Below are 22093 nucleotides of genomic sequence, written 5' to 3' on the forward strand. Positions count from 1 at the left end.
TACTGCCTCTTACTGTTCAGCCGCTGCCGTATTAACGCGTCTCCTGGCGCAGTATCAATTAATGGCCCCCGTCGATAATAAGGTTTAATGCTGGCGTATGCCGATAAGCCAGGCTGGCGATGTTGTCTGCCGGTGTGCGAAGCAGGCGGATACTGTTTACCACCTTGCCCCACTATTCTTTGCACTGACGCTTAATCAGTCAACACCAGAAAAGTGTATCTCAGCTAACTGCCAGCTTATTTCGCTGCTACACTAAAATGCTTCTGTTTTACGTAACGTGAAATTCAGCGTTGATTCAGATTGCGCGGGTTAAACCGGTTAAATACCTTCACGCAAATTAAAACGATTTTTTGGGCGCGCGCATTTAGTTCCAGGCGAGTTATGCAATCATTATCTGCCCGACAATAGAAACTATAATAATAAGAATCAATATCATTATCTTTCACCTGATATATTCAGGTCCAGTAATGCTTAAGGAATTAGCATGTTAAAAGCAATGAAATACTACATCAGCAATCATTATGAGAGCGGAACGTTGTTACATCGGGAAGGGTGTAATTTAATTCCGAAGTCTCTCGACGATCGGACATTTATTGGCACCCTTTATACAGCGCTGCAGGCAATGACCGTAGCTTTACAGCATCACCACGAAGTTGGCCGATGTCTGGTATGCCTGAAACAACCCAATAATGGTCAGGCTGACGCAATAGAAGAAGGAAGTATCAAATCTTTCACGAAGCCAGCTACCACCCTGGTTCAAAGGACTGCGGCCAAAGCAAAGAAGAGGCCTGCGATAGCAGGCCATACGTGCCAGCTAGCTGAAAGATCTGGCATCACACATGCTAGGGTGATGCTGAATAAAAACCCTGAGCCCCAGCAGATATTGGGTCCACAACGGGTGGTGAAGATAAAGAATGGCCTGCAGGTTGTTGCGGTGCAACATTCCCCCTTTCACTGGCAGAGTGAGTAGCACCTGACAACAGAATAAAGTACCTGAAGCAAGTCGCTGACTTATGCCGCAAGCAGATTACTCCGCCTGCGGCTTTTTTTTGGTATTACGCTGTGCGGTAACGGCGCATTACATCCACACCCTGCATGACGATATTACCCACGCTCATCTGACGATAAAAAAAAGACCTGGATAAAATTGTTTAATGATTTACTGCCACACGCAATAATAACGCTCATCAATTATACCCTTAATGTAATATTTACAGGCTCAGCCAAAGTTATATTGATCAAATATTTTGATCTTATTGTCGATTTTAAAATCACAATTATTGAATCAAACCTCAGTGCGTATAAAATAAGAACTCTTTTAACTCAGGTTCTTATGGCTTTTTTTATATGTCTTTATTCTTACTCATCGTAATGATTTATGAAACGGACTAATGTTTGCGAAACAACAAATCAGTAACTTAGCAAAACTATCCTTCTTAGATTCTAAAGCAAAAAAGGATTTATCTGTACAAGGTATTTATTTAGCCCAAATAAAAATGTTTTTTAACTTTAAAATTAAATGCTAAATTTATTTAACGCAGACGAGCTAATGTGAAAACCGCAATCATATTAATTTCACATGGATTCAGACGCTGCTTTTACAGGTTATGGCTAACCTTAAAAAGCGCATTTTTAAATTTTCGTTTGTTACACACAGCAAAAGGATATGGCATGTATAAGGCCATGAAATTCTACGTCAGCGATCATTCAACCGGAGGATTGCTGCTGCATCGGATGGATTGTCCGCAGCTGCCTTCAGAGACAAGGCGGGCATTTATAGGAAGTTGCTATACTTTCAATCAGACACTTAGCGTAGCCAGGATAAGCTATACGGGTGTGATGGCATGTCCATTCTGTGCCAGTAAGCCTGATATAAAATCAGTTAAGTCATAAGCAAATTTGGTGTTAAAAAAAGCGACAAGACCCAGAAAGAAATTAATCTGATCAAAAATTGATCTCATCGGAATCTGATAATTTTATTGCCAGTGAGATTAATTGAGTGTGTAAGCTCTCTGAATAAATCCCTCTGTATCCGCTTGATATATGTTATCAACCGCACTCTATCCTGAAATAGAGTGCGGATTTTTTTCTCATCTTGCTGATCATCTACTGAGATGACGATTGTGAATCCTGTTGCTGAACCCGAATAGCTGAGATGACAGTCACAGCTCCTGCTTCAGGTGAGCATCAGCCAATGGCCCCCAGCGTATCTTCCTGACTCTGTTTCTTCGGCAGCAGGAACAGCGTTGCCACAATATCCAGCAGATAAATCAGCGCCAGCAGGGTAATCGCCGCTGTGAACGAGAACTGGCTCGCCAGCAGGCCAATCACGACCGGACCAAAACCGCCTACGCCACGCCCAAGGTTGAACAGGACGTTCTGCGCGGTGGCACGTACCTGTGGCGGGAAGGTATCGGAAATCAGCGCCCCATAGCCGCCAATCATGCCGTTAACAAACATTCCCATGATGGCGCCGGTAAAGAGCATGATGTTCGGGTCACGCAGCTGCGCATAGACCACCACCATCACGACAGCGCCAAACTGATAGAGCAGGAAAATTTTCCAGCGTGCAAAGCGATCAGCCAGCACGCCAAACAGCCAGATGCCAAAGGTCATGCCGACGACGGTCACGGCGGTCCAGAGGCCCGATTTTGTCAGGCTGAAACCAAAGCTGGAGGAGAGGTAGCTCGGCATCCAGATCATCAGCCCGTAGTAGCCAAAATTCTGGACGGAGCAGAGGATAAAAATGCCCAGGCTGGCTTTAGCGGTAGCGCGATCGCGGACCAGCAGCTTCAGGCGTGCCGGAAACGAGAGTGACGGCACATGTTTAACCTGTCGCTGATACGCCTCAGGTTCTCCCATCCCGCGACGAATGGCGAACGAGACCAGCGCAGGCAACAAACCAACCAGGAACATGCCACGCCAGCCGATAATATTCAGTAGCGGTGGCGTGATAAAGGCCGCCATCAGCACGCCCAGCTGCCAGCCGATACCGACCCAGGCTGAGGCACGATTACGCTTCTCCGCAGGCCAGGCTTCGGCAATCAGCGCCATACCGATCCCAAACTCGCCGCCCAGCCCCACACCTGCCAGCGTTCGCCAGGCGAGCAGATCCCAGTAGCCCTGCGCCACCGCGCACAGGCCGGTAAAGATAGAGAAGACCAGAATCGTGACGGTCAGCATGCGGATGCGACCATAACGGTCGCTGAGATGACCAAAGACGATGCCACCGATGACCGCGCCGATCAGCGTCCAGGTCACCAGCGATCCTGCCTGTGATGGATTGAGCGCCAGCGAAACACTGATAGCCGGCAGCATAAACCCGAGTATCAGCAGGTCAAATCCATCCATGGCATAACCGCTGACCGCAGCCAGCATCGCTTTGCCCGGCGTTACGCCCGGTTTAGATTGGGGAGAAGGAGACATCATTGCGCACCTCAGAGAGTAAAGTGCCGCAATTATAAAGAGAGTTCAGGAGGTGACCAATCAGAAAGGCTTATCCCTGCGCCTGTCTGGCACAGGGATAAGGTGTATCAGGAAGGTTTGTTGCTGCCATCGTCACCCGACAGTAATTCATCGAGCCGATCCCCGCCCACATGACGAAAATCCTGACCTTTGACGAAATAGAAGATGATTTCGCAGATGTTCTGGCAACGATCACCGATGCGCTCAATGGCGCGGGCGCAGAACAGTGCCGTCAGCACGCTGGGAATCGTGCGCGGATCTTCCATCATGTAGGTCATCAGCTGACGAACAATGCCTTCATACTCTTTATCCACCTTCTTATCTTCGCGGTAGATGGTAATCGCTTCATTGAGATCCATACGTGCAAAGGCGTCGAGCACATCATGCAGCATCTGCACGGTGTGACGTCCCAGCGACTCAAGGCTCACCAGCAGCGGAAGATGCTGTTGACCAAACTTCTCCAGCGCCGTGCGGCTGATCTTCTCCGCCACATCGCCAATGCGCTCCAGCTCGGAGATCGTTTTGATGATCGCCATCACCAGACGCAAATCGATCGCGGTTGGCTGACGTTTGGCGATGATGCGCACGCAGGCTTCATCAATCTCCACTTCCATCATGTTGACCTTCTGGTCGCCGTCGATCACCCGCTGCGCCAGTTCGCCATCCAGATTATGCATCGCGGTAATAGCATCAGTCAGCTGCTGCTCGACCATGCCGCCCATGATCATCACCTGGGTACGGATATGCTCCAGTTCGGCATTGAACTGACCGGAGATGTGCTTATTCAGATTCAGATTATCCATGTCGTTCTCCTGTCAGATCAGCCGTAGCGGCCAGTAATATAGTCTTCGGTTTGCTTCTGCGCGGGCTTGGTGAACAGCGTGTCAGTATCGCTGAACTCAATCAGTTCGCCCAGGTACATGAAAGCGGTATGGTCAGAGCAGCGTGCTGCCTGCTGCATGTTGTGCGTCACGATCACCACAGTGTAATCCTGCTTCAGCTCGGTGATCAGCTCCTCGATACGGCCGGTGGAGATGGGGTCCAGCGCGGAGCAGGGTTCATCCAGTAGCAGGACTTCCGGACGAATCGCGATGCCGCGGGCAATACACAGACGCTGCTGCTGGCCGCCGGAAAGACTGTAACCGCTCTGATGCAGCTTGTCTTTGGTTTCATTCCACAGCGCCGCTTTGGTCAGCGCCCACTGTACGCGCTCATCCATATCGGCACGTGACAGCTTTTCAAACAGACGCACGCCGAAAGCGATGTTGTCATAGATCGACATCGGGAACGGTGTCGGCTTCTGAAACACCATGCCGACGCGGGCGCGCAGCAGCGCGATATCCTGCTGTGTCGCCAGAATATTTTCGCCATCCAGCAGAATGTCCCCTTCGGCCCGCTGCTCCGGATAGAGTGAGTACATCTTATTGAAGGTACGCAGCAGGGTAGACTTACCACAGCCCGAGGGCCCGATAAACGCGGTCACCTCATTCTTAGCGATATCCAGATTGATGTTCTTCAGCGCATGAAACTTGCCGTAATAGAAGTTCAGATTACGGACCTGAATTTTATCGGCTGATGCTGTCGCGATACTCATAATTCATCTCTCTTATACGGCGCCGCTCAGGGCCGCGCCGGAAGTTAACCGTGTTTACCTTTGGCGAAAATGACCCGCGCGACAATGTTCAGCAACAGCACGCAAAGGGTAATGATCAGCACACCCGCCCAGGCCAGGCTCTGCCATTCGGCAAACGGGCTCATGGCGAATTTAAAGATGGTGACCGGCAGGTTCGCCAGCGGCTGCATCATGTCGGTGCTCCAGAACTGGTTCGACAGTGCCGTAAACAGCAGCGGGGCTGTTTCACCTGCGATGCGGGCAATCGCCAGCAGCACGCCAGTAATGATGCCGGAGACCGAGGCTTTCAGGGTGATGGCCGAGATCATCTTCCACTTGGGCGTGCCGAGCGCATAAGCGGCTTCACGCATGCTGTCTGGCACCAGACGCAGCATGTTTTCAGTGGTACGAATCACAATGGGCACCTGCAGCAGAGCCAGTGCAATCACCCCGGCCCAGCCGGAGAAGTGCTGCATCTTCGCCACCACCAGGGTGTAGACGAACAGGCCGACCACAATGGAGGGTGCTGAAAGCAGAATGTCGTTAATAAAGCGAATCACTTCTGACAGCGCCGATTTGCGACCATATTCAGCCAGGTAAATACCCGCCATGATGCCCAGCGGCGTACCAAAAAATGTAGACCAGAAAATCAGCAATCCACTGCCCGCCAGGGCGTTCGCCAGACCGCCGCCCGCGGTATTCGGCGGTGGCGTTGATTCAGTGAAAAGGGACCAGGAAAGCCCATCTACGCCGCGCGTGACGGTGGTAAACAGGATCCACACCAGCCAGAACAGACCAAATGCCATGGTCAGCAGCGACAGCGTCAGCGCAATTTTATTTTTAGTACTGCGCCAGGACTGCATTTTACGGCGCGATGCGTCCAGTTCGGCACGCGCCTGAATTTCAATCGTGGTCATGAGCGCGCTCCTTCACTTTTCTGCAGTCGCATAATCATCAGCTTTGAAATCGCCAGCACGATAAAGGTAATCACAAACAGGATCAGTCCCAGCTCCATCAGCGCGGCAACATGCACGCCCGACTCCGCTTCTGCAAACTCGTTAGCCAGTGCTGAGGTAATGCTGTTACCCGGCATAAACAGCGACGGGCTGTCGAGCTGGTAGGTGTTGCCGATAATAAAGGTGACCGCCATGGTCTCGCCCAGCGCACGACCCAGTCCCAGCATCACACCACCAATCACGCCATTTTTGGTAAAGGGCAGTACGACGCGCCAGATCACTTCCCAGGTGGTGCAGCCGATACCGTAAGCAGACTCTTTCATCATCACCGGGGTCTGTTCAAACACGTCGCGCATCACCGAAGCGATGTAAGGGATGATCATGATTGCCAGAATCACCCCTGCCGCAAGAATACCGATACCAAAAGCGGGGCCGGAGAAGAGTTCGCCGACAATCGGAATGCCCGACATCACGTCATTAACCGGCGTCTGAAAATATTCGGCGAACAGCGGCGCGAAAACAAACAGGCCCCACATGCCGTAAACGATACTCGGGATAGCCGCCAGCAGCTCAATAGCCGTGCCCAGCGGGCGACGCAGCCAGGCGGGTGAGAGTTCAGTCAGGAACAGCGCGATACCGAAACTCACCGGCACGGCAATAATCAGGGCAATGATGGAGGTTACAAGGGTGCCGTAGATCGGTACCAGTGCACCAAATTGTTCGTTGGGCGCATCCCAGGTTTTGGTCCACAAAAAGGCGAAACCAAACTTCTGGATGCTGGGCCACGAGGAGATGATCAGGGAAACAATAATGCCGCCCATCAGTAACAGTACAATCAGCGCAGCCAGTCTGACCAGCGCGCCAAAAATCTTATCACCTTGTTTACCCGGGGCTTTGAATGCCGGCTTCGTTGCAGCCATAGAAGTCTCAGTCTTCAGAAGTTATCAGGGCGGCATGAGCCGCCCGTTGGGTCTGACCGGACCGCTGCCCGGTCAGGGTCGGTCAATTACTGATAAAGCGCTTTACCAGAACTGTCTTTGATGTTGGCTTTCCAGGCGGCGCGAATCTGCTCGGTCACGCTCTCTGGCAGCGCAGCATAATCCAGCGCAGTGGCGGTTTTGCTGCCTTTCTTGTAAGCCCAGTCGAAGAACTTCAGTACTTCAGCGCCTTTGGCCGCATTCGCCTGGTCTTTATAGATCAGAATGAAGGTGGTTGAGGAGATTGGCCAGGCATCAGCGCCCTTCTGGAAGGTCAGATCCTGTGCGAACGATTTGCTCCAGTCTGCGCCTTTCGCGGCATTGCTGAAGCTGGTTTCGCTTGGTGCCACCGCTTTACCATCAGCATCCATCAGTTTGGTGTAGGTCAGGTTGTTCTGTTTAGCGTAGGCATATTCAACATAACCGATTGAACCCGGCAGACGCTGAACAAACGCGGCGACGCCGTCGTTGCCTTTACCGCCCAGACCCACTGGCCAGTTAACGGTGTTGCCTTTACCAATTTTGCTGTTCCAGTCCTGGTTCACTTTCGCCAGATAGCTGGTGAAGACGAATGAGGTGCCTGAACCATCAGCGCGACGCACCACGTTGATGTTGGTTTCCGGCAGTTTCACGCCCGGGTTAAGTTTGGCGATCGCCGGGTCGTTCCACTTTTTGATGGTGCCGAGATAGATATCGCCAACGGTCTTGCCATCCAGCGTCAGCTGGCCTGACTTGATACCGGGCAGGTTAACTGCCAGTACCACACCACCGATCACGGTAGGGAACTGGAACAGGCCATTTTTCTGCAGATCTTCATCTTTCATTGGCGCATCGGACGCACCGAAATCAACGGTTTTGGCGATGATCTGTTTAACGCCGCCAGATGAACCGATGCCCTGGTAGTTAATTTTGCTACCGGTGGCTTGCTGATATTCTGCTGCCCACTTGGCATAAACCGGCGCCGGGAACGTCCCGCCTGCGCCAGTGAGATCGGTGGCCGCAAAAGCAGATACCGCGCTTACGGCGAAGGTGGTGGCGAGGATTCGGGCTACGGTGCTACGCATCAGTGTCATGTTCCCTCCAGGGGAGAAAAGTCAGGCTTGGGGCCGTTTTAGTAAGAGTCTGTGATTGCTGCAGGAGGGAAAATAGGACAGTTTGATGACAGTGAAATGTACGAAATATGACAGTTATATGACAGAGAGCCGGAATGAAGTGGGCCCGCGACGGGGCCCACCAGGTTATTCCACGGTAACCGATTTTGCCAGGTTACGTGGCTGATCGACGTCGGTCCCTTTGATCAGGGCAACGTGATAGGAGAGTAACTGCAACGGCACGGTGTAGAAGATGGGGGCAATCACCTCTTCAACGTGCGGTAACGGAATAATCTTCATGCCGTCACTGTCGCTGAAGCCCGCATCCTGATCCGCAAACACATAGAGCAGGCCGCCGCGAGCGCGTACCTCTTCGATGTTGGATTTGAGCTTCTCCAGCAGTTCATTGTTAGGTGCCACCACGATCACCGGCATGTCCGCATCAATCAGCGCCAGCGGGCCATGCTTCAGCTCGCCTGCCGCGTAGGCTTCCGCATGAATATAGGAGATCTCTTTGAGCTTCAGCGCCCCTTCCATGGCAATCGGGTATTGATCGCCACGTCCCAGGAACAGCGCGTGATGCTTGTCAGAGAAGCCTTCTGCCAGATTCTCAATCAGCTTATCCTGCGCCAGCATCTGCTCAATCCGGTTCGGCAATGCCTGCAGTGCATGAACGATCTCATGCTCAGTCTCGGCAGACATGCCTTTCAGACGGCCCAGTTTCGCCACCAGCATCAGCAGCACCGCTAACTGGGTAGTGAATGCTTTGGTGGAGGCGACGCCAATTTCGGTGCCCGCTTTGGTCATCAATGCCAGGTCAGATTCCCGCACCAGTGACGAACCGGCCACGTTACAGACCGCCAGCGAGCCCAGATAGCCCAGCTCTTTAGAGAGACGCAGCGCCGCCAGGGTATCTGCCGTTTCACCCGACTGCGACAGGGTGATCAGCAGGCTGTTTTTGCGCACTGCTGACTTGCGATAGCGGAACTCGGAGGCGATCTCCACATCGCAGGGCAGGTTAGCCAGCGACTCAAACCAGTAGCGTGATACCATGCCGGAGTTGTAGGAGGTGCCGCAGGCGATAATCTGGATATGCTCCACCTGGCTCAGCAGTGCTTCTGCGCCCGCGCCCAGCTCGCTGAGGTCAACCTGCCCCTGGCTGAACCGGCCACTGAGGGTGCTTTTCAGCGCCATCGGCTGTTCGTAGATCTCTTTCTGCATGTAGTGACGGTAAATACCTTTGTCACCGGCATCATATTGCAGGTTTGATTCGATCTCGGCACGCGTCACGGTGTTGCCTTCACGGTCAATAATCGTGACATCACGACGACTGATCTCGGCGATATCACCCTCTTCCAGATAGATGAACCGACGGGTCACCGGCAGCAGGGCCAGCTGATCCGAGGCGATAAAGTTTTCACCCATCCCCCGACCAATCACCAGTGGGCTGCCGGAACGGGCCGCCACCAGCAGTGACGGATCGCGACTGTCCATGATCACCATGCCATAGGCACCGCGCAGCTGCGGGATCACCCGCAACACCACTTCACGCAGCGAACCACCCTGCTTCTGCTCCCAGTGAACCAGATGTGCCACAACTTCGGTGTCGGTTTCTGAGGCAAAAACGTAGCCGCGCTCAATCAGTTCAGCGCGCAATGGCTCATGGTTTTCAATGATGCCGTTGTGCACGATGATGATGTGCTCTGAGATGTGCGGATGCGCATTCGCTTCCGATGGCTCACCGTGTGTTGCCCAGCGCGTGTGCGCAATGCCGGTGCCACCAATCAGCGGCTGCTGTTCAGCGGCTTCAGCCAGTTTCTGCACTTTTCCTAACCGCCGCAGGCGCGTGACGTGCCCCTGACGATCGACCACGGCCAGACCGGCCGAATCATATCCGCGATATTCAAGACGACGCAGACCTTCCAGCAGAATTTCTGCGATATCGCGTTGTGCTACTGCACCAACAATTCCACACATAATGATGTTTTCCTGACTACATGGCTTTTCGCCACTTCTGTTGTCATGCGACCTGATATCCGGCTTTGCCGGTTCCCCGAGCCTTGTAGAGAGTGGGGATTATAGTTTTGGCACTGCACTGCATCGGCCCGCATAAAGCGGGCCGTTAAAAAATTTATTTTTTCTTCACCGGACGCTGCCAGTCCGCTTTGTGATTCTGCTCTTTGCGGTTGTAAACCAGACCAGCCTGAGGCACATCCCTCATAACGGTAGTACCTGCCGCGATGGTGGTGCCTGGCGCGACATTGACTGGTGCCACCAGCTGCGTATCCGAGCCGACAAACACGTCATCGCCAATCACAGTTTTAAATTTATTCGCGCCATCGTAGTTACAGGTGATCGTGCCTGCACCGATATTCACGTTGTCGCCAATCTCTGCATCACCCAGGTAGGAGAGGTGACCCGCTTTCGAACCCTTACCCAGACGCGCTTTCTTCATTTCGACGAAGTTACCCACGTGGGCGGCCTGCGCCAGCTCGCTGCCAGGACGCAGACGGGCAAAAGGCCCAACGGTACAGGCGGTGGCGAGATTAGCATCCTCGATCACCGTATAGGGGCTGATTTCACAGTCATCGCCAATCACGCTGTTTTTGATAATGCAGCCTGCGCCAATTTTGACGCGCGAGCCCAGCGTGACCTGGCCTTCAATAATGACGTTGGTGTCGATTTCAACATCCCGTCCATGGGTCAGCGTTCCACGCAGATCAAAACGGGCCGGATCGCGCAGCATTACGCCGGCCAGTAGCAGTTTTTCCGCCTGTTCAGCCTGGAAAGTGCGTTCTAATGTCGCCAGCTGCAGCCGGTTATTGACACCATCCGTTTCACTGATGCGTGCCGGATGGACCGCGTTGATCACCCGGCCTTCCTGATGCGCCAGCGCGATAATATCGGTGATGTAATACTCACCCTGCGCATTGTTGTTGGTCAGCTGCGCCAGCCAGCGTTTTAAGTCGCCACCGTTGGCGATCAGAATGCCGGTGTTGATCTCTTTAATAGTGAGCTGCGCCGGGCTGGCATCTTTCTGTTCGATAATGCCAGTGATGGTGTCGTTTTCACGCACAATGCGGCCATAGCCGGTAGGGTCATCCAGTACCACGGTGAGTAAGCCGATGCCGCCCTGCGGTTTTGCTTCGCGAAGACGCTGCAATGTCGCCTGCGTGATCAGCGGCACGTCGCCATAGAGCATCATGATATCTTCATCATCTGCAAAAGCAGGGGCAGCCTGCTGCATGGCATGGCCGGTGCCGAGCTGCTCGGCCTGCAGCACCCAGTTAAGCGTGCTGTCAGTGAGGGTCGCTTTCAGGCGATCGCCGCCATGACCATAAACCAGATGCACATGCTGTGCGCCCAGCCCTTTGGCGGCATCAATGACGTGCTGAACCATCGGTTTGCCTGCCAGCGTATGCAGAACTTTAGGCAGATCGGAATACATACGGGTGCCCTTGCCAGCTGCAAGGATCACCACACTCATCGCACTGTTAGACATAACTATCCTGAGTGAATTTTTACGGATGAAAGTAAAACGGTTTGAGGTTGAGATTACTACATTTTTCTCAGGCCGAAATTAGGCGGACAGGCAGATCGGGCGCCGCAGGCAAAAAAAATGCCAGCCCGAGGGCTGGCATTTCGTGACGCATAAAGCTGGATTACATCGCTTTTTTGGTCAGTTCGATCACGCGCAGTTTAGCAATGGCTTTCGCCAGCTCGGCAGAGGCCTGAGCATAGTCCACGTCACCATGGCTGCTGTTCATGTGCTCTTCTGCTTTGCGTTTTGCTTCCAGCGCGCGCGCTTCGTCCAGATCGGTACCGCGAATCGCGGTATCGGCCAGAACGGTGCTGCTGCCTGGTTGCACTTCCAGCACGCCGCCAGAGAGGTAGATATACTCCTCTTCGCCGTGCTGTTTCACGATACGGATCATTCCAGGCTTAATGGCAGTCAGCAGCGGCGCATGGCCAGGGAAAATCCCCAGTTCACCTTCGCTACCTGACACCTGAATCTTCTGTACCAGACCAGAGAACAACTGCTCCTCTGCGCTGACCACATCCAGGTGATAAGTCATAGCCATAATCTTCCTCCCGGGAAACCGTTATTACAGTTTCTTCGCTTTTTCCACGGCTTCTTCGATGGCGCCAACCATGTAGAAGGCCTGCTCTGGCAGGTGGTCAAACTCACCTTCCATGATGCCTTTAAAGCCACGGATAGTGTCTTTCAGCGTAACGTATTTACCCGGTGAACCGGTGAATACTTCCGCAACGAAGAACGGCTGAGACAGGAAGCGCTGAATCTTACGCGCACGTGCCACCAGCAGTTTGTCTTCTTCAGACAGCTCATCCATACCGAGGATGGCGATGATGTCTTTCAGTTCCTGATAACGCTGCAGCAGTGACTGAACGCCACGCGCAACATCATAGTGTTCCTGACCAACAACCAGCGGATCCAGCTGACGGCTGGTAGAGTCCAGTGGGTCAACGGCCGGGTAGATACCCAGAGATGCGATCTGACGGCTCAGCGTTACCGTTGAGTCTAAGTGCGCAAAGGTGGTTGCTGGTGACGGGTCAGTCAGGTCATCCGCAGGGACGTAAACGGCCTGTACGGAAGTGATTGAACCGGTCTTGGTGGAGGTAATACGCTCCTGCAACACACCCATCTCTTCTGCCAGCGTTGGCTGGTAACCTACCGCAGATGGCATACGACCCAGCAGTGCAGAGACTTCTGTACCGGCCAGGGTATAACGGTAGATGTTATCGATGAACAGCAGAACGTCGCGGCCTTCATCACGGAATTTTTCCGCCATGGTCAGACCGGTCAGGGCTACGCGCAGACGGTTACCCGGCGGCTCGTTCATCTGGCCATAGACCAGAGCAACTTTGTCGATAACGTTTGAGTCAGTCATTTCGTGGTAGAAGTCGTTACCCTCACGAGTACGCTCACCCACACCAGCAAACACTGAGTAACCTGAGTGTTCAGCTGCGATGTTACGGATCAGTTCCATCATGTTGACGGTTTTACCTACACCCGCACCACCGAACAGACCCACTTTACCGCCTTTGGCAAACGGACACATCAGGTCGATAACCTTGATGCCGGTTTCCAGCAGTTCCTGCGAGTTAGACTGATCTTCATAAGAAGGCGCTGCGCGGTGAATAGAGGCGATCTCTACTGCGCTGCCATCTTCTTCTTTCAGCTCGCCTTTCATATCGATTGGCTCGCCGAGAACGTTCATGATACGGCCCAGAGTCGCTTTACCGACCGGTACCTGAATCGGTTTCTGCAGGTCGTTGACGTTCAGACCACGCTTCAGGCCGTCAGACGTACCCATTGCGATGGTACGTACTACGCCGCCGCCCAGCTGCTGCTGTACTTCCAGCACCAGACGCGCATCACCATTCATAACCTCGAGGGCGCTGTACACTTGCGGTACCGCGTCCTGAGGGAATTCGACGTCAACAACGGCGCCGATAATCTGGACAATCTTTCCAGTTGCCATCTTGAATCCTCTACCTAATTCCAAACCTGGTTAAACCGCGGAGGCCCCCGAGACGATCTCGGTAAGTTCCTGGGTGATGCTGGCCTGACGAGCTTTGTTGTAAACCAACTGCAGCTCTTTGATCAGATTTCCGCCGTTATCGGTTGCGGCTTTCATCGCTACCATACGTGCGGCCTGCTCACTGGCCAGATTTTCCACCACACCCTGATAAACCTGCGATTCGACATAACGACGCAGCAGGGTATCCAGCAGCGCTTTCGGATCGGGTTCGTACAGGTAATCCCAGGTCTTCGCCTTCATCTCTTCTTCACCTTCCGCTGGCGCTAACGGCAGCAGTTGGGTGATGGTCGGAGTCTGAGACATGGTGTTATTGAACTTGTTACTGACGATCATCAGTTTGTCGATGCGGCCTTCATCATACGCCTGCAACATCACTTTTACCGGGCCAATCAGATCAGACAGGGCAGGTTTATCGCCCATGCCGCTGACTTGCGCCACGATGTTGCCACCTACTGCACTGAAGAATGACGCCCCTTTTGAACCGATAATCGACAGATCGCTCTGCACGCCTTTATCGGACCAGGACTTCATATCCGCCAGTAATTTTTTGAACAGGTTAATGTTCAAACCACCACAAAGCCCGCGGTCTGTAGAAACGACCAGGTAGCCGACGCGCTTCACGTCGCGCTGTTCCAGGTAAGGGTGCTTGTATTCCAGATTACCCAACGCAAGGTGACCAATCACTTTGCGCATGGTGTCTGCATACGGACGGCTGGCCGCCATGCGTTCCTGCGTTTTACGCATCTTGGAGGCGGCGACCATTTCCATCGCTTTGGTGATCTTCTGCGTGTTTTTCACGCTTCCAATCTTGCTTCGTATCTCTTTTGCGCCGGCCATTAGCTTCTCCTCAAAGCCTTGCGGCCTGCCTTTTCAGACAAGCCGCCAGACATTACCAGGACTGGGTTGCTTTAAACGTATCGATCAGGCCTTTCAGCTTCGCTTCGATATCGTTGTTAAAGTTACCCGACTGGTTGATTTCAGCCATCAGCTCAGCGTGGTCGCGATCGGCGAAGGCCAGCAGCGCAGCTTCGAAGCTGCCAATTTTTGCCAGTTCAACGTCGTTCAGGTAGCCACGCTCTGCAGCGAACAGAACCAGACCCTGCTGCGCGACAGACATCGGCGCATACTGTTTCTGCTTCAGCAGCTCGGTCACTTTCTGACCATGGCTCAGCTGTTTGCGGGTTGCATCGTCCAGATCAGAGGCGAACTGCGAGAACGCCGCCAGTTCACGATACTGTGCCAGCGCGGTACGGATACCACCGGACAGTTTCTTGATGATCTTGGTCTGTGCAGCACCACCTACGCGGGATACCGAAATACCTGGGTTAACAGCCGGACGAATACCGGAGTTGAACAGGTTCGATTCCAGGAAGATCTGACCATCAGTAATCGAGATTACGTTGGTCGGAACGAACGCAGAAACGTCGCCCGCCTGGGTTTCGATGATCGGCAGCGCGGTCAGTGAACCGGTTTTACCTGTCACTGCGCCATTGGTGAAACGCTCAACATAATCAGCGCTTACGCGTGATGCACGTTCCAGCAGACGAGAGTGGAGATAGAACACGTCGCCAGGGAATGCTTCACGGCCTGGTGGACGGCGCAGCAGCAGAGAGATTTGACGGTAAGCGATAGCCTGCTTGGAGAGGTCATCGTATACGATCAGCGCATCTTCACCACGGTCACGGAAGTATTCGCCCATCGCACAACCTGCGTACGGAGAGAGATACTGCAGTGCAGCAGATTCAGAAGCAGACGCCACAACAACGATGGTGTTCTGCAGTGCGCCATGCTCTTCCAGCTTACGAACCACGTTAGAGATGGTTGAGGCTTTCTGACCAATCGCAACGTAGACACACTTGATGCCTGAGTCACGCTGGTTGATGATCGCATCGATCGCCATCGCGGTTTTACCGGTCTGACGGTCACCGATGATCAGCTCACGCTGGCCACGGCCGATTGGAATCATCGCATCGACCGACTTATAACCGGTCTGAACCGGCTGGTCGACTGACTGACGATCGATAACGCCAGGTGCAATCACTTCGACCGGTGAGAAACCGTCGTTGTCGATTGCGCCTTTACCGTCGATAGGTGCACCCAGGGTGTTCACGACGCGGCCCAGCAGGCCACGGCCTACCGGTACTTCAAGAATACGGCCAGTACACTTAACCTTCATGCCTTCGGCGAGGTCAGCGTACGGACCCATCACCACTGCACCAACCGAGTCACGCTCGAGGTTCAGGGCGATAGCGTAACGGTTACCCGGCAGGGCAATCATCTCACCCTGCATGACATCGGCCAGGCCGTGTACGCGGATGATACCGTCACTTACAGAAACAATCGTACCTTCGTTGTGAGCTTCACTCACGACATTGAACTGAGCAATGCGCTGCTTGATCAGTTCGCTGATTTCGGTGGAATTCAGTTGCATATGCTCCAGTCCCCTTAAGACTGCAAGACGTCAGCCAGACGGTCAAGACGGCCGCGTACGCTGCCATCAATAACCAGATCACCCGAACGGATGATCACGCCTGCCATCACAGACTTATCAATTTTGCAATTCAGCTTAACTTTGCGTGACAGACGTTTTTCCATCGCGGCGCTGATTTTATTCAGCTGGTCGTCACTCAGCGTACTGGCGGAAATAACATCGACTTCAGCGGTGGCTTCATGAGCGTCACGCAGTTCGATATACTGAGCCAGTACAGCCGGAAGCGCTGTCAAACGTCCGTTTTCCGCCATCACCTTAATCAGGTTCTGTGCGGGTTCATCCAGTTGATCACCACAGACTGCGTTAAACGACGCTGCCAGCGCTTCAGGGGCTAATGCACCTGAGAGAAGATCAGCCATCTGTTCATTGCGAGCCACTTCTGCGGCAAACGCCAGCATCTGTTGCCAGCGTTCTATACTTTGATGCTCAACAGCAAAGTCAAAAGCTGCTTTGGCGTAGGGGCGAGCTACAGTAATCAGATCAGACATCAGCCCCTCCCTCCTTACAGTTCAGCGACCAGTTTATCAACGATGTCGCTGTTAGCAGCTTCATCCACGGAGCGTTCGATGATCTTCTCGGCGCCAGCCATAGCCAGCAACGCAACCTGCTTACGCAGTTCTTCACGTGCACGTTTACGCTCGGCGTCAATTTCAGCCTGCGCTTGTGTCACGATGCGATTACGTTCGTTTTCAGCTTCGGTTTTGGCTTCATCCAGAATCTGCGCGCGACGCTTGTTCGCTTGCTCGATAATGACCTGAGCGTCTTCTTTGGCTTTTTTCAGCTGGTCGGTCGCATTAGCCTGCGCGAGATCCAAATCTTTCTTGGCACGTTCAGCAGAAGCAAGGCCTTCAGCAATTTCTTTCTGGCGCTTTTCGATAGCAGCCATCAGCGGCGGCCATACGTACTTCATGCAGAACGCGACAAACAGGATGAACGCGATAGCCTGGCCGAGGATTGTTGCATTAATGTTCACAGCACAATGCCTCTAGATTGAGTATTTAACTTTTCTGCCGTTATCAACGTGATAAGCGGCAGAATCCGTTCACCCTTGCACATTGTGCGCTGAGTGAACACAGGGCTTTAGGCGACAGCAAACATCACGTACAGACCCAGACCAACAGCGATCATCGGGATTGCATCCACCAGACCCATTACAACAAAGAACTGCGTACGCAGCAGAGGAATCAGGTCAGGCTGACGAGCAGCGCCTTCCAGGAATTTTCCTCCGAGGATGCCGATACCGATCGCAGCACCGATTGCCGCCAGGCCCATCATCACAGCGGCAGCCATGTACAGCAGATCCATATTCAGGTTTTCCATGACAGTCTCCAGTTTGTTTCAGTTAAATGCTCCCTTAATCTTCCGGGCCTCAGCGTTGTGCGCTGCCACCCGGAATCAAGCGGGAAAGTAGTGTTGAGAAAAAAATCAATGCTCTTCAGATGCCATCGACAGATAGACGATCGTGAGGACCATGAAAATGAAAGCCTGTAGCGAAATGATCAGGATGTGGAAAATGGCCCACGGCACATTCAGCACCCACTGCGACCACCACGGCAACAGACCGGCAATAAGGATAAAGATCAGTTCACCCGCATACATGTTACCGAACAGTCGTAAACCCAGTGATACAGGCTTAGACAGAAGGCTCACACCTTCCAGAATCAGGTTGATCGGGATGAAGATCGGGTGGTTAAAAGGCTGCAGCGTCAGCTCTTTCGTGAAGCCGCCAATGCCTTTCATTTTGATGCTGTAGAACAGAATCAAAATAAATACGCCCAACGCCATAGATAGCGTGATGTTCACGTCTGCAGACGGTACGACGCGCAGCGCCGGTAACCCCAACACATGCTCACCAATATATGGCAGCAGGTCGATTGGCAGCAGATCCATGAAGTTCATCAGGAAGACCCAGACAAAAATTGTCAGAGCCAGCGGGGCGATAAGTTTGCTCTTACCGTGATACATGTCGCGCACGTTACTATCAACGAAACCGACAACCAGTTCGATAGCCGCCTGCATTTTCCCTGGCACACCGCTGGTGGCAGACTTCGCCACGCTACGGAACAACACCAGGAAGATGATTCCCAGCACCATAGAGAAAAACATGGAATCGATATTTAATACCCAGAACGTCGCGGGAGCGTCGTGCGGATTCACTAACTCGAAGGTACGCAGGTCCAACTGAAGATGTGTCAGGTGGTGACCAATGTACTCTTGCGGAGTAGAGATTTCTCCTGCAGCCATGATGCCTCTTACCCTTTGTTGTTAATTACCGCCGGTGCCAGAATATGTACCACCAGCACCGATAACCAGGTTATTCCGACCGGCCAGAAAACCGCGCCGAACAGACCCAACGCCACAATGAGCAAAATGATGGTCGCAAACACTTTAGCTATTTCACCTAAAGCGAAGCTCCACGCGACTCGCCCCGAAGTGGGGGATTGCCCCTGCAGGCGCCAGGCTAAAAACAAAAACATTACGTTTGGCAGCCAGGCTGCCGCTCCACCCGCAAGAGCAGAGACACCCCAGGTGACATCTTTAACAGTAAAGAGTGCGCCGATGATGACTATCGTCACCAGCTGAATCATCAGCACCGTTCGGGCGAATTTTAAACTGTAAAGAGACACTGACATGACGCTGATACTCTCCTGCCCCGTTAGGGGTATGTCGCGTGTCGTATAAGACTGCCTTTGCGCAGTTGAGTCAAGCAGCAAAAGCCGTGCAAATTATACGGGCCGCACCTGCGATTTCAATCGGTAAGTAGCGAAAAGGTGAACAATTATTTAAATTTCTTTCCGGAGGGCTATTTTTCCAAAGATTACCCTGCGGAGATTCGCACTAATCTGACTGAAATTTCACGCGCAACTTGCTTTTAAAGCGTGCTTTAGATCACATAATAAGCACTCACACTACACTGAGTTTTATCTTCAACCTATTTAAGAACAATCTGTAAAACAGATTAAGCCTTAAAAATCATTGTCTTGAAATTATAAAATTGCGTGTGCAAGTCTATTTTCATCAAAAACACGCTATTGACATCGAAGTATGCTTAAGAAACGTGAAATTGATATTACGCACGCAAAGTTATTACCGCGATATATTTTCTGGCGTGACTACTTTTATTCCGCGGCCCACCTATACAAGTGATATTTCTGATAATTAAATGTGAACCAATCGTTAAATGTAACAGAGCTTTTCGGATAATTTCCGTCGCTGTTTTTAACCTTCATTCCGCCAGGGCTTAAACAAAATCTTTTATCGATAGCGCATTATCTGCACTTTTTTCATCAGAACCCTGATAAAAGCCCCTGCTAACTGAAGGGCTACTGATGACGAATGATGACCAGATGACGGTCACCTTCCAGCTGCGGCACCTGCAGCTTAATGACGTCATCAGAAACATAGCCAGCCGGTAATTCCGCAATTTCATCGTCCGGACGCACGCCTTTAAGCGCGAAGAAGCGCCCTTCCCTTCCTGGCAGGTGATGACACCAGTTCACCATATCGGTCAGTGACGCAAATGCACGGCTGATAACGCCATCAAAAGGCGGCTCAGCCGGGAACGCTTCAACCCGACTCTGGACCGGAGTAATGTTAGTGAGTCCTAACTCATGCTGAACCTGACGCAGAAAGCGCACCCGTTTGCCCAGACTGTCGAGCAGCGTAAAGTGCGCATCAGGCATTACGATAGCCAGCGGAATACCCGGCAGTCCGGGACCGGTTCCCACATCAATAAAACGTGAGCCTTTCAGATGCGGTGCCACCACGATGCTATCGAGGATATGACGGACCAGCATCTGCTCAGGATCGCGCACAGATGTCAGATTGTAGGCTTTGTTCCACTTATCCAGCAGGCCGACATAGGCAACCAGCTGCTGTTTTTGTTGATCGGAGAGGGAAATACTGGCTGCCTTTAGCAGCGATGTGAGTGTGTTGATCACAACATAATTCCATTCAGCGGGGGCGTGTCGCCACGCCCCGTTTCAGATCAGGCGCTTTTACGCAGCAGACCCTGTTTTTTCAGATAAATAAGCAGAATTGAGATCGCCGCCGGTGTTATGCCGGAGATACGTGTCGCCTGACCAATTGACACGGGTTTGTGATCGTTCAGTTTGGCGATCACCTCATTCGACAGCCCGTTCACATGGCGGTAGTCGAGCTCCACTGGCAACAGTGTGTTCTCATTACGCAGCTGGCGATCAATCTCTTCCTGCTGACGCGCAATATAACCTTCATATTTGACCTGAATCTCAACCTGCTCAGCGGCCTGCTCATCAGCCAGAGCCGGACCAAAGGCATCCAGTGTCATCAGCTTCAGATAGGTCAGCTCAGGACGGCGCAGCAGATCTTCACCGCTGGCTTCTTTGGTCAGCGGCGCGCTGAGAACCGTGTTCACTTCGGTCACGTGCTCAGACTTTGGATGAACCCAGATATCCCGCAGACGCTGACGCTCCTGTTCAATCGCTTCCAGCTTCTCGTTGAAACGCGCCCAGCGCGCATCATCCACCAGACCCAGTTCACGGCCGGTTTCGGTCAGACGCAGATCGGCGTTGTCTTCACGCAGCATCAGACGGTATTCAGCACGGGAGGTAAACATCCGGTACGGCTCTTTAGTGCCAAGCGTGCAGAGATCGTCAACCAGTACGCCCAGATAAGCCTGATCGCGACGCGGTGCCCAGCCCTCTTTGTCAGCAGACTGACGAGCCGCGTTCAGACCCGCCAGCATCCCCTGCGCTGCCGCTTCTTCGTAACCGGTCGTGCCGTTGATCTGTCCGGCAAAGAACAGGCCATGAATAAACTTGCTCTCCAGCGTCGGTTTTAGATCGCGCGGATCGAAGAAGTCATACTCAATGGCATACCCCGGACGCACGATCTTTGCATTCTCCATGCCCTGCATCGATCGGACGATCTGAATTTGTACATCAAACGGCAGACTGGTTGAGATACCGTTCGGGTAGATCTCATTACTGGTCAGCCCTTCCGGCTCCAGGAAGATCTGATGTGAGTTACGATCGGCAAAACGCATGACTTTGTCTTCGATCGACGGGCAGTAGCGTGGGCCGATCCCCTCGATGATCCCGGCATACATCGGGCTGCGATCCAGGTTATTGCGGATCACTTCATGGGTTTTCTCATTGGTGTGCGTGATCCAGCAAGGCACCTGCTGTGGATGCTGAGACGCATTGCCCATGAACGAGAACACCGGCATGGGGTCATCGCCATGCTGCGGGCTAAGCACTGAAAAATCGATGGTGCGCGCATCGATACGCGGTGGCGTACCGGTCTTGAGGCGGTTTACCCGCAGCGGCAGCGCACGCAGTCGTTTTGCCAGCGGAATGGACGGGGGATCGCCAGCGCGACCGCCACTGTAATTGTCCAGACCGATATGAATTTTGCCATCAAGGAAAGTACCGACGGTGAGGACCACCGTTTTGGCACGGAACTTCAGTCCCATTTGCGTGACGGCACCGACCACACGATCGTTTTCCACGATGAGATCGTCAACCGCCTGCTGGAAGATCATCAGATTAGGCTGGTTCTCCAGTGCCGTTCGCACCGCCTGCCGATAGAGCACGCGGTCAGCCTGAGCACGGGTCGCCCGTACCGCCGGGCCTTTGCTGGCGTTTAGTATCCTAAACTGGATACCGGCCTGGTCAATTGCGCTGGCCATCAGACCACCCAGGGCATCCACTTCCTTCACCAGATGTCCTTTGCCAATACCACCAATCGCCGGGTTACAGGACATTTGTCCAAGCGTATCAATGTTATGGGTGAGTAACAGGGTTTGCTGACCCATTCGGGCTGCCGCCATTGCGGCTTCGGTGCCCGCATGACCACCACCAATTACGATGACGTCAAAAGGATCCTGATAAAACATGAAGTGGTACCTCGGTTGATGAACTTGCAGGATCGTCGTCCTGGGGCGTGGATTCTACT

General features: G+C 52.9%; 20 protein-coding genes. 1 reads left to right on the plus strand and 19 read right to left on the minus strand.

Annotated elements, in window-relative coordinates; translation table 11 throughout:
* Positions 1–484: 484 nt before the first annotated feature.
* Positions 485–970 (plus strand): hypothetical protein, encoded by a 486-nt coding sequence (locus tag IAI47_RS00205; RefSeq protein WP_008926378.1) that lies wholly within the window; start codon positions 485–487, stop codon positions 968–970.
* A 1217-nt stretch (positions 971–2187) separates the two neighbouring features.
* Here the strand turns inward: IAI47_RS00205 and IAI47_RS00210 are convergent.
* The 19 genes from IAI47_RS00210 to mnmG form a co-directional block, all read right to left on the minus strand.
* Complete coding sequence (locus IAI47_RS00210; RefSeq protein ID WP_003849555.1) at positions 2188–3429, minus strand: MFS transporter; 1242 nt, start codon at positions 3427–3429, stop codon at positions 2188–2190.
* A 104-nt stretch (positions 3430–3533) separates the two neighbouring features.
* Positions 3534–4268, minus strand: a complete 735-nt coding sequence (phoU, locus tag IAI47_RS00215) for a phosphate signaling complex protein PhoU (protein WP_003849553.1) — start codon at positions 4266–4268, stop codon at positions 3534–3536.
* Positions 4269–4285: 17 nt separating this feature from the next.
* Positions 4286–5059, minus strand: a complete 774-nt coding sequence (pstB, locus tag IAI47_RS00220) for a phosphate ABC transporter ATP-binding protein PstB (protein ID WP_003849550.1) — start codon at positions 5057–5059, stop codon at positions 4286–4288.
* A gap of 44 nt (positions 5060–5103) precedes the next feature.
* Positions 5104–5994, minus strand: coding sequence for a phosphate ABC transporter permease PstA (gene pstA, locus IAI47_RS00225; protein WP_003849548.1), 891 nt, complete (start codon positions 5992–5994; stop codon positions 5104–5106).
* Positions 5991–6953: a phosphate ABC transporter permease PstC gene (gene pstC / locus IAI47_RS00230; protein ID WP_003849546.1), complete on the minus strand. Its 963-nt coding sequence runs from the start codon at positions 6951–6953 to the stop codon at positions 5991–5993. Before pstC ends, pstA begins: the two co-directional genes overlap by 4 nt.
* 86 nt (positions 6954–7039) lie before the next feature.
* Positions 7040–8083 (minus strand): phosphate ABC transporter substrate-binding protein PstS, encoded by a 1044-nt coding sequence (pstS, locus tag IAI47_RS00235; RefSeq protein WP_003849544.1) that lies wholly within the window; start codon positions 8081–8083, stop codon positions 7040–7042.
* 165 nt (positions 8084–8248) lie between these two features.
* On the minus strand, positions 8249–10078 hold the full coding sequence (glmS, locus tag IAI47_RS00240; RefSeq protein WP_008926376.1) for a glutamine--fructose-6-phosphate transaminase (isomerizing): 1830 nt from the start codon (positions 10076–10078) through the stop codon (positions 8249–8251).
* A 154-nt stretch (positions 10079–10232) separates the two neighbouring features.
* Positions 10233–11603: a bifunctional UDP-N-acetylglucosamine diphosphorylase/glucosamine-1-phosphate N-acetyltransferase GlmU gene (gene glmU, locus IAI47_RS00245; RefSeq protein ID WP_008926375.1), complete on the minus strand. Its 1371-nt coding sequence runs from the start codon at positions 11601–11603 to the stop codon at positions 10233–10235.
* 160 nt (positions 11604–11763) lie between these two features.
* Positions 11764–12183, minus strand: a complete 420-nt coding sequence (locus IAI47_RS00250) for a F0F1 ATP synthase subunit epsilon (RefSeq protein WP_008926374.1) — start codon at positions 12181–12183, stop codon at positions 11764–11766.
* A 24-nt stretch (positions 12184–12207) separates the two neighbouring features.
* A complete protein-coding gene (gene atpD, locus IAI47_RS00255) occupies positions 12208–13605 on the minus strand; it encodes a F0F1 ATP synthase subunit beta (RefSeq protein WP_008926373.1) in 1398 nt (465 codons plus the stop codon).
* Positions 13606–13635: 30 nt separating this feature from the next.
* The gene (atpG, locus tag IAI47_RS00260; protein ID WP_003849534.1) at positions 13636–14502 is read right to left on the minus strand and encodes a F0F1 ATP synthase subunit gamma; all 867 of its coding nucleotides are present in this window, start codon (positions 14500–14502) and stop codon (positions 13636–13638) included.
* Positions 14503–14554: 52 nt separating this feature from the next.
* Positions 14555–16096, minus strand: a complete 1542-nt coding sequence (gene atpA / locus IAI47_RS00265) for a F0F1 ATP synthase subunit alpha (protein WP_003849532.1) — start codon at positions 16094–16096, stop codon at positions 14555–14557.
* Positions 16097–16110: 14 nt separating this feature from the next.
* Positions 16111–16644: a F0F1 ATP synthase subunit delta gene (gene atpH, locus IAI47_RS00270; protein ID WP_003849530.1), complete on the minus strand. Its 534-nt coding sequence runs from the start codon at positions 16642–16644 to the stop codon at positions 16111–16113.
* A 14-nt stretch (positions 16645–16658) separates the two neighbouring features.
* Positions 16659–17129: a F0F1 ATP synthase subunit B gene (gene atpF / locus IAI47_RS00275; protein ID WP_003849528.1), complete on the minus strand. Its 471-nt coding sequence runs from the start codon at positions 17127–17129 to the stop codon at positions 16659–16661.
* A gap of 107 nt (positions 17130–17236) precedes the next feature.
* Entirely contained in the window at positions 17237–17476 is a 240-nt protein-coding gene (gene atpE, locus IAI47_RS00280; protein ID WP_003849523.1) for a F0F1 ATP synthase subunit C, read from the minus strand.
* A 105-nt stretch (positions 17477–17581) separates the two neighbouring features.
* Positions 17582–18400, minus strand: coding sequence for a F0F1 ATP synthase subunit A (gene atpB / locus IAI47_RS00285; protein ID WP_003849506.1), 819 nt, complete (start codon positions 18398–18400; stop codon positions 17582–17584).
* A gap of 8 nt (positions 18401–18408) precedes the next feature.
* Positions 18409–18789: a F0F1 ATP synthase subunit I gene (atpI, locus tag IAI47_RS00290; protein ID WP_003849503.1), complete on the minus strand. Its 381-nt coding sequence runs from the start codon at positions 18787–18789 to the stop codon at positions 18409–18411.
* A 690-nt stretch (positions 18790–19479) separates the two neighbouring features.
* Complete coding sequence (rsmG, locus tag IAI47_RS00295; RefSeq protein WP_003849501.1) at positions 19480–20097, minus strand: 16S rRNA (guanine(527)-N(7))-methyltransferase RsmG; 618 nt, start codon at positions 20095–20097, stop codon at positions 19480–19482.
* A 47-nt stretch (positions 20098–20144) separates the two neighbouring features.
* The gene (gene mnmG / locus IAI47_RS00300; protein ID WP_003849500.1) at positions 20145–22034 is read right to left on the minus strand and encodes a tRNA uridine-5-carboxymethylaminomethyl(34) synthesis enzyme MnmG; all 1890 of its coding nucleotides are present in this window, start codon (positions 22032–22034) and stop codon (positions 20145–20147) included.
* Positions 22035–22093: the final 59 nt, after the last annotated feature.

Source organism: Pantoea sp. MT58 (assembly GCF_014495885.1).
Classification (GTDB): Bacteria; Pseudomonadota; Gammaproteobacteria; order Enterobacterales; family Enterobacteriaceae; genus Pantoea; species Pantoea eucalypti.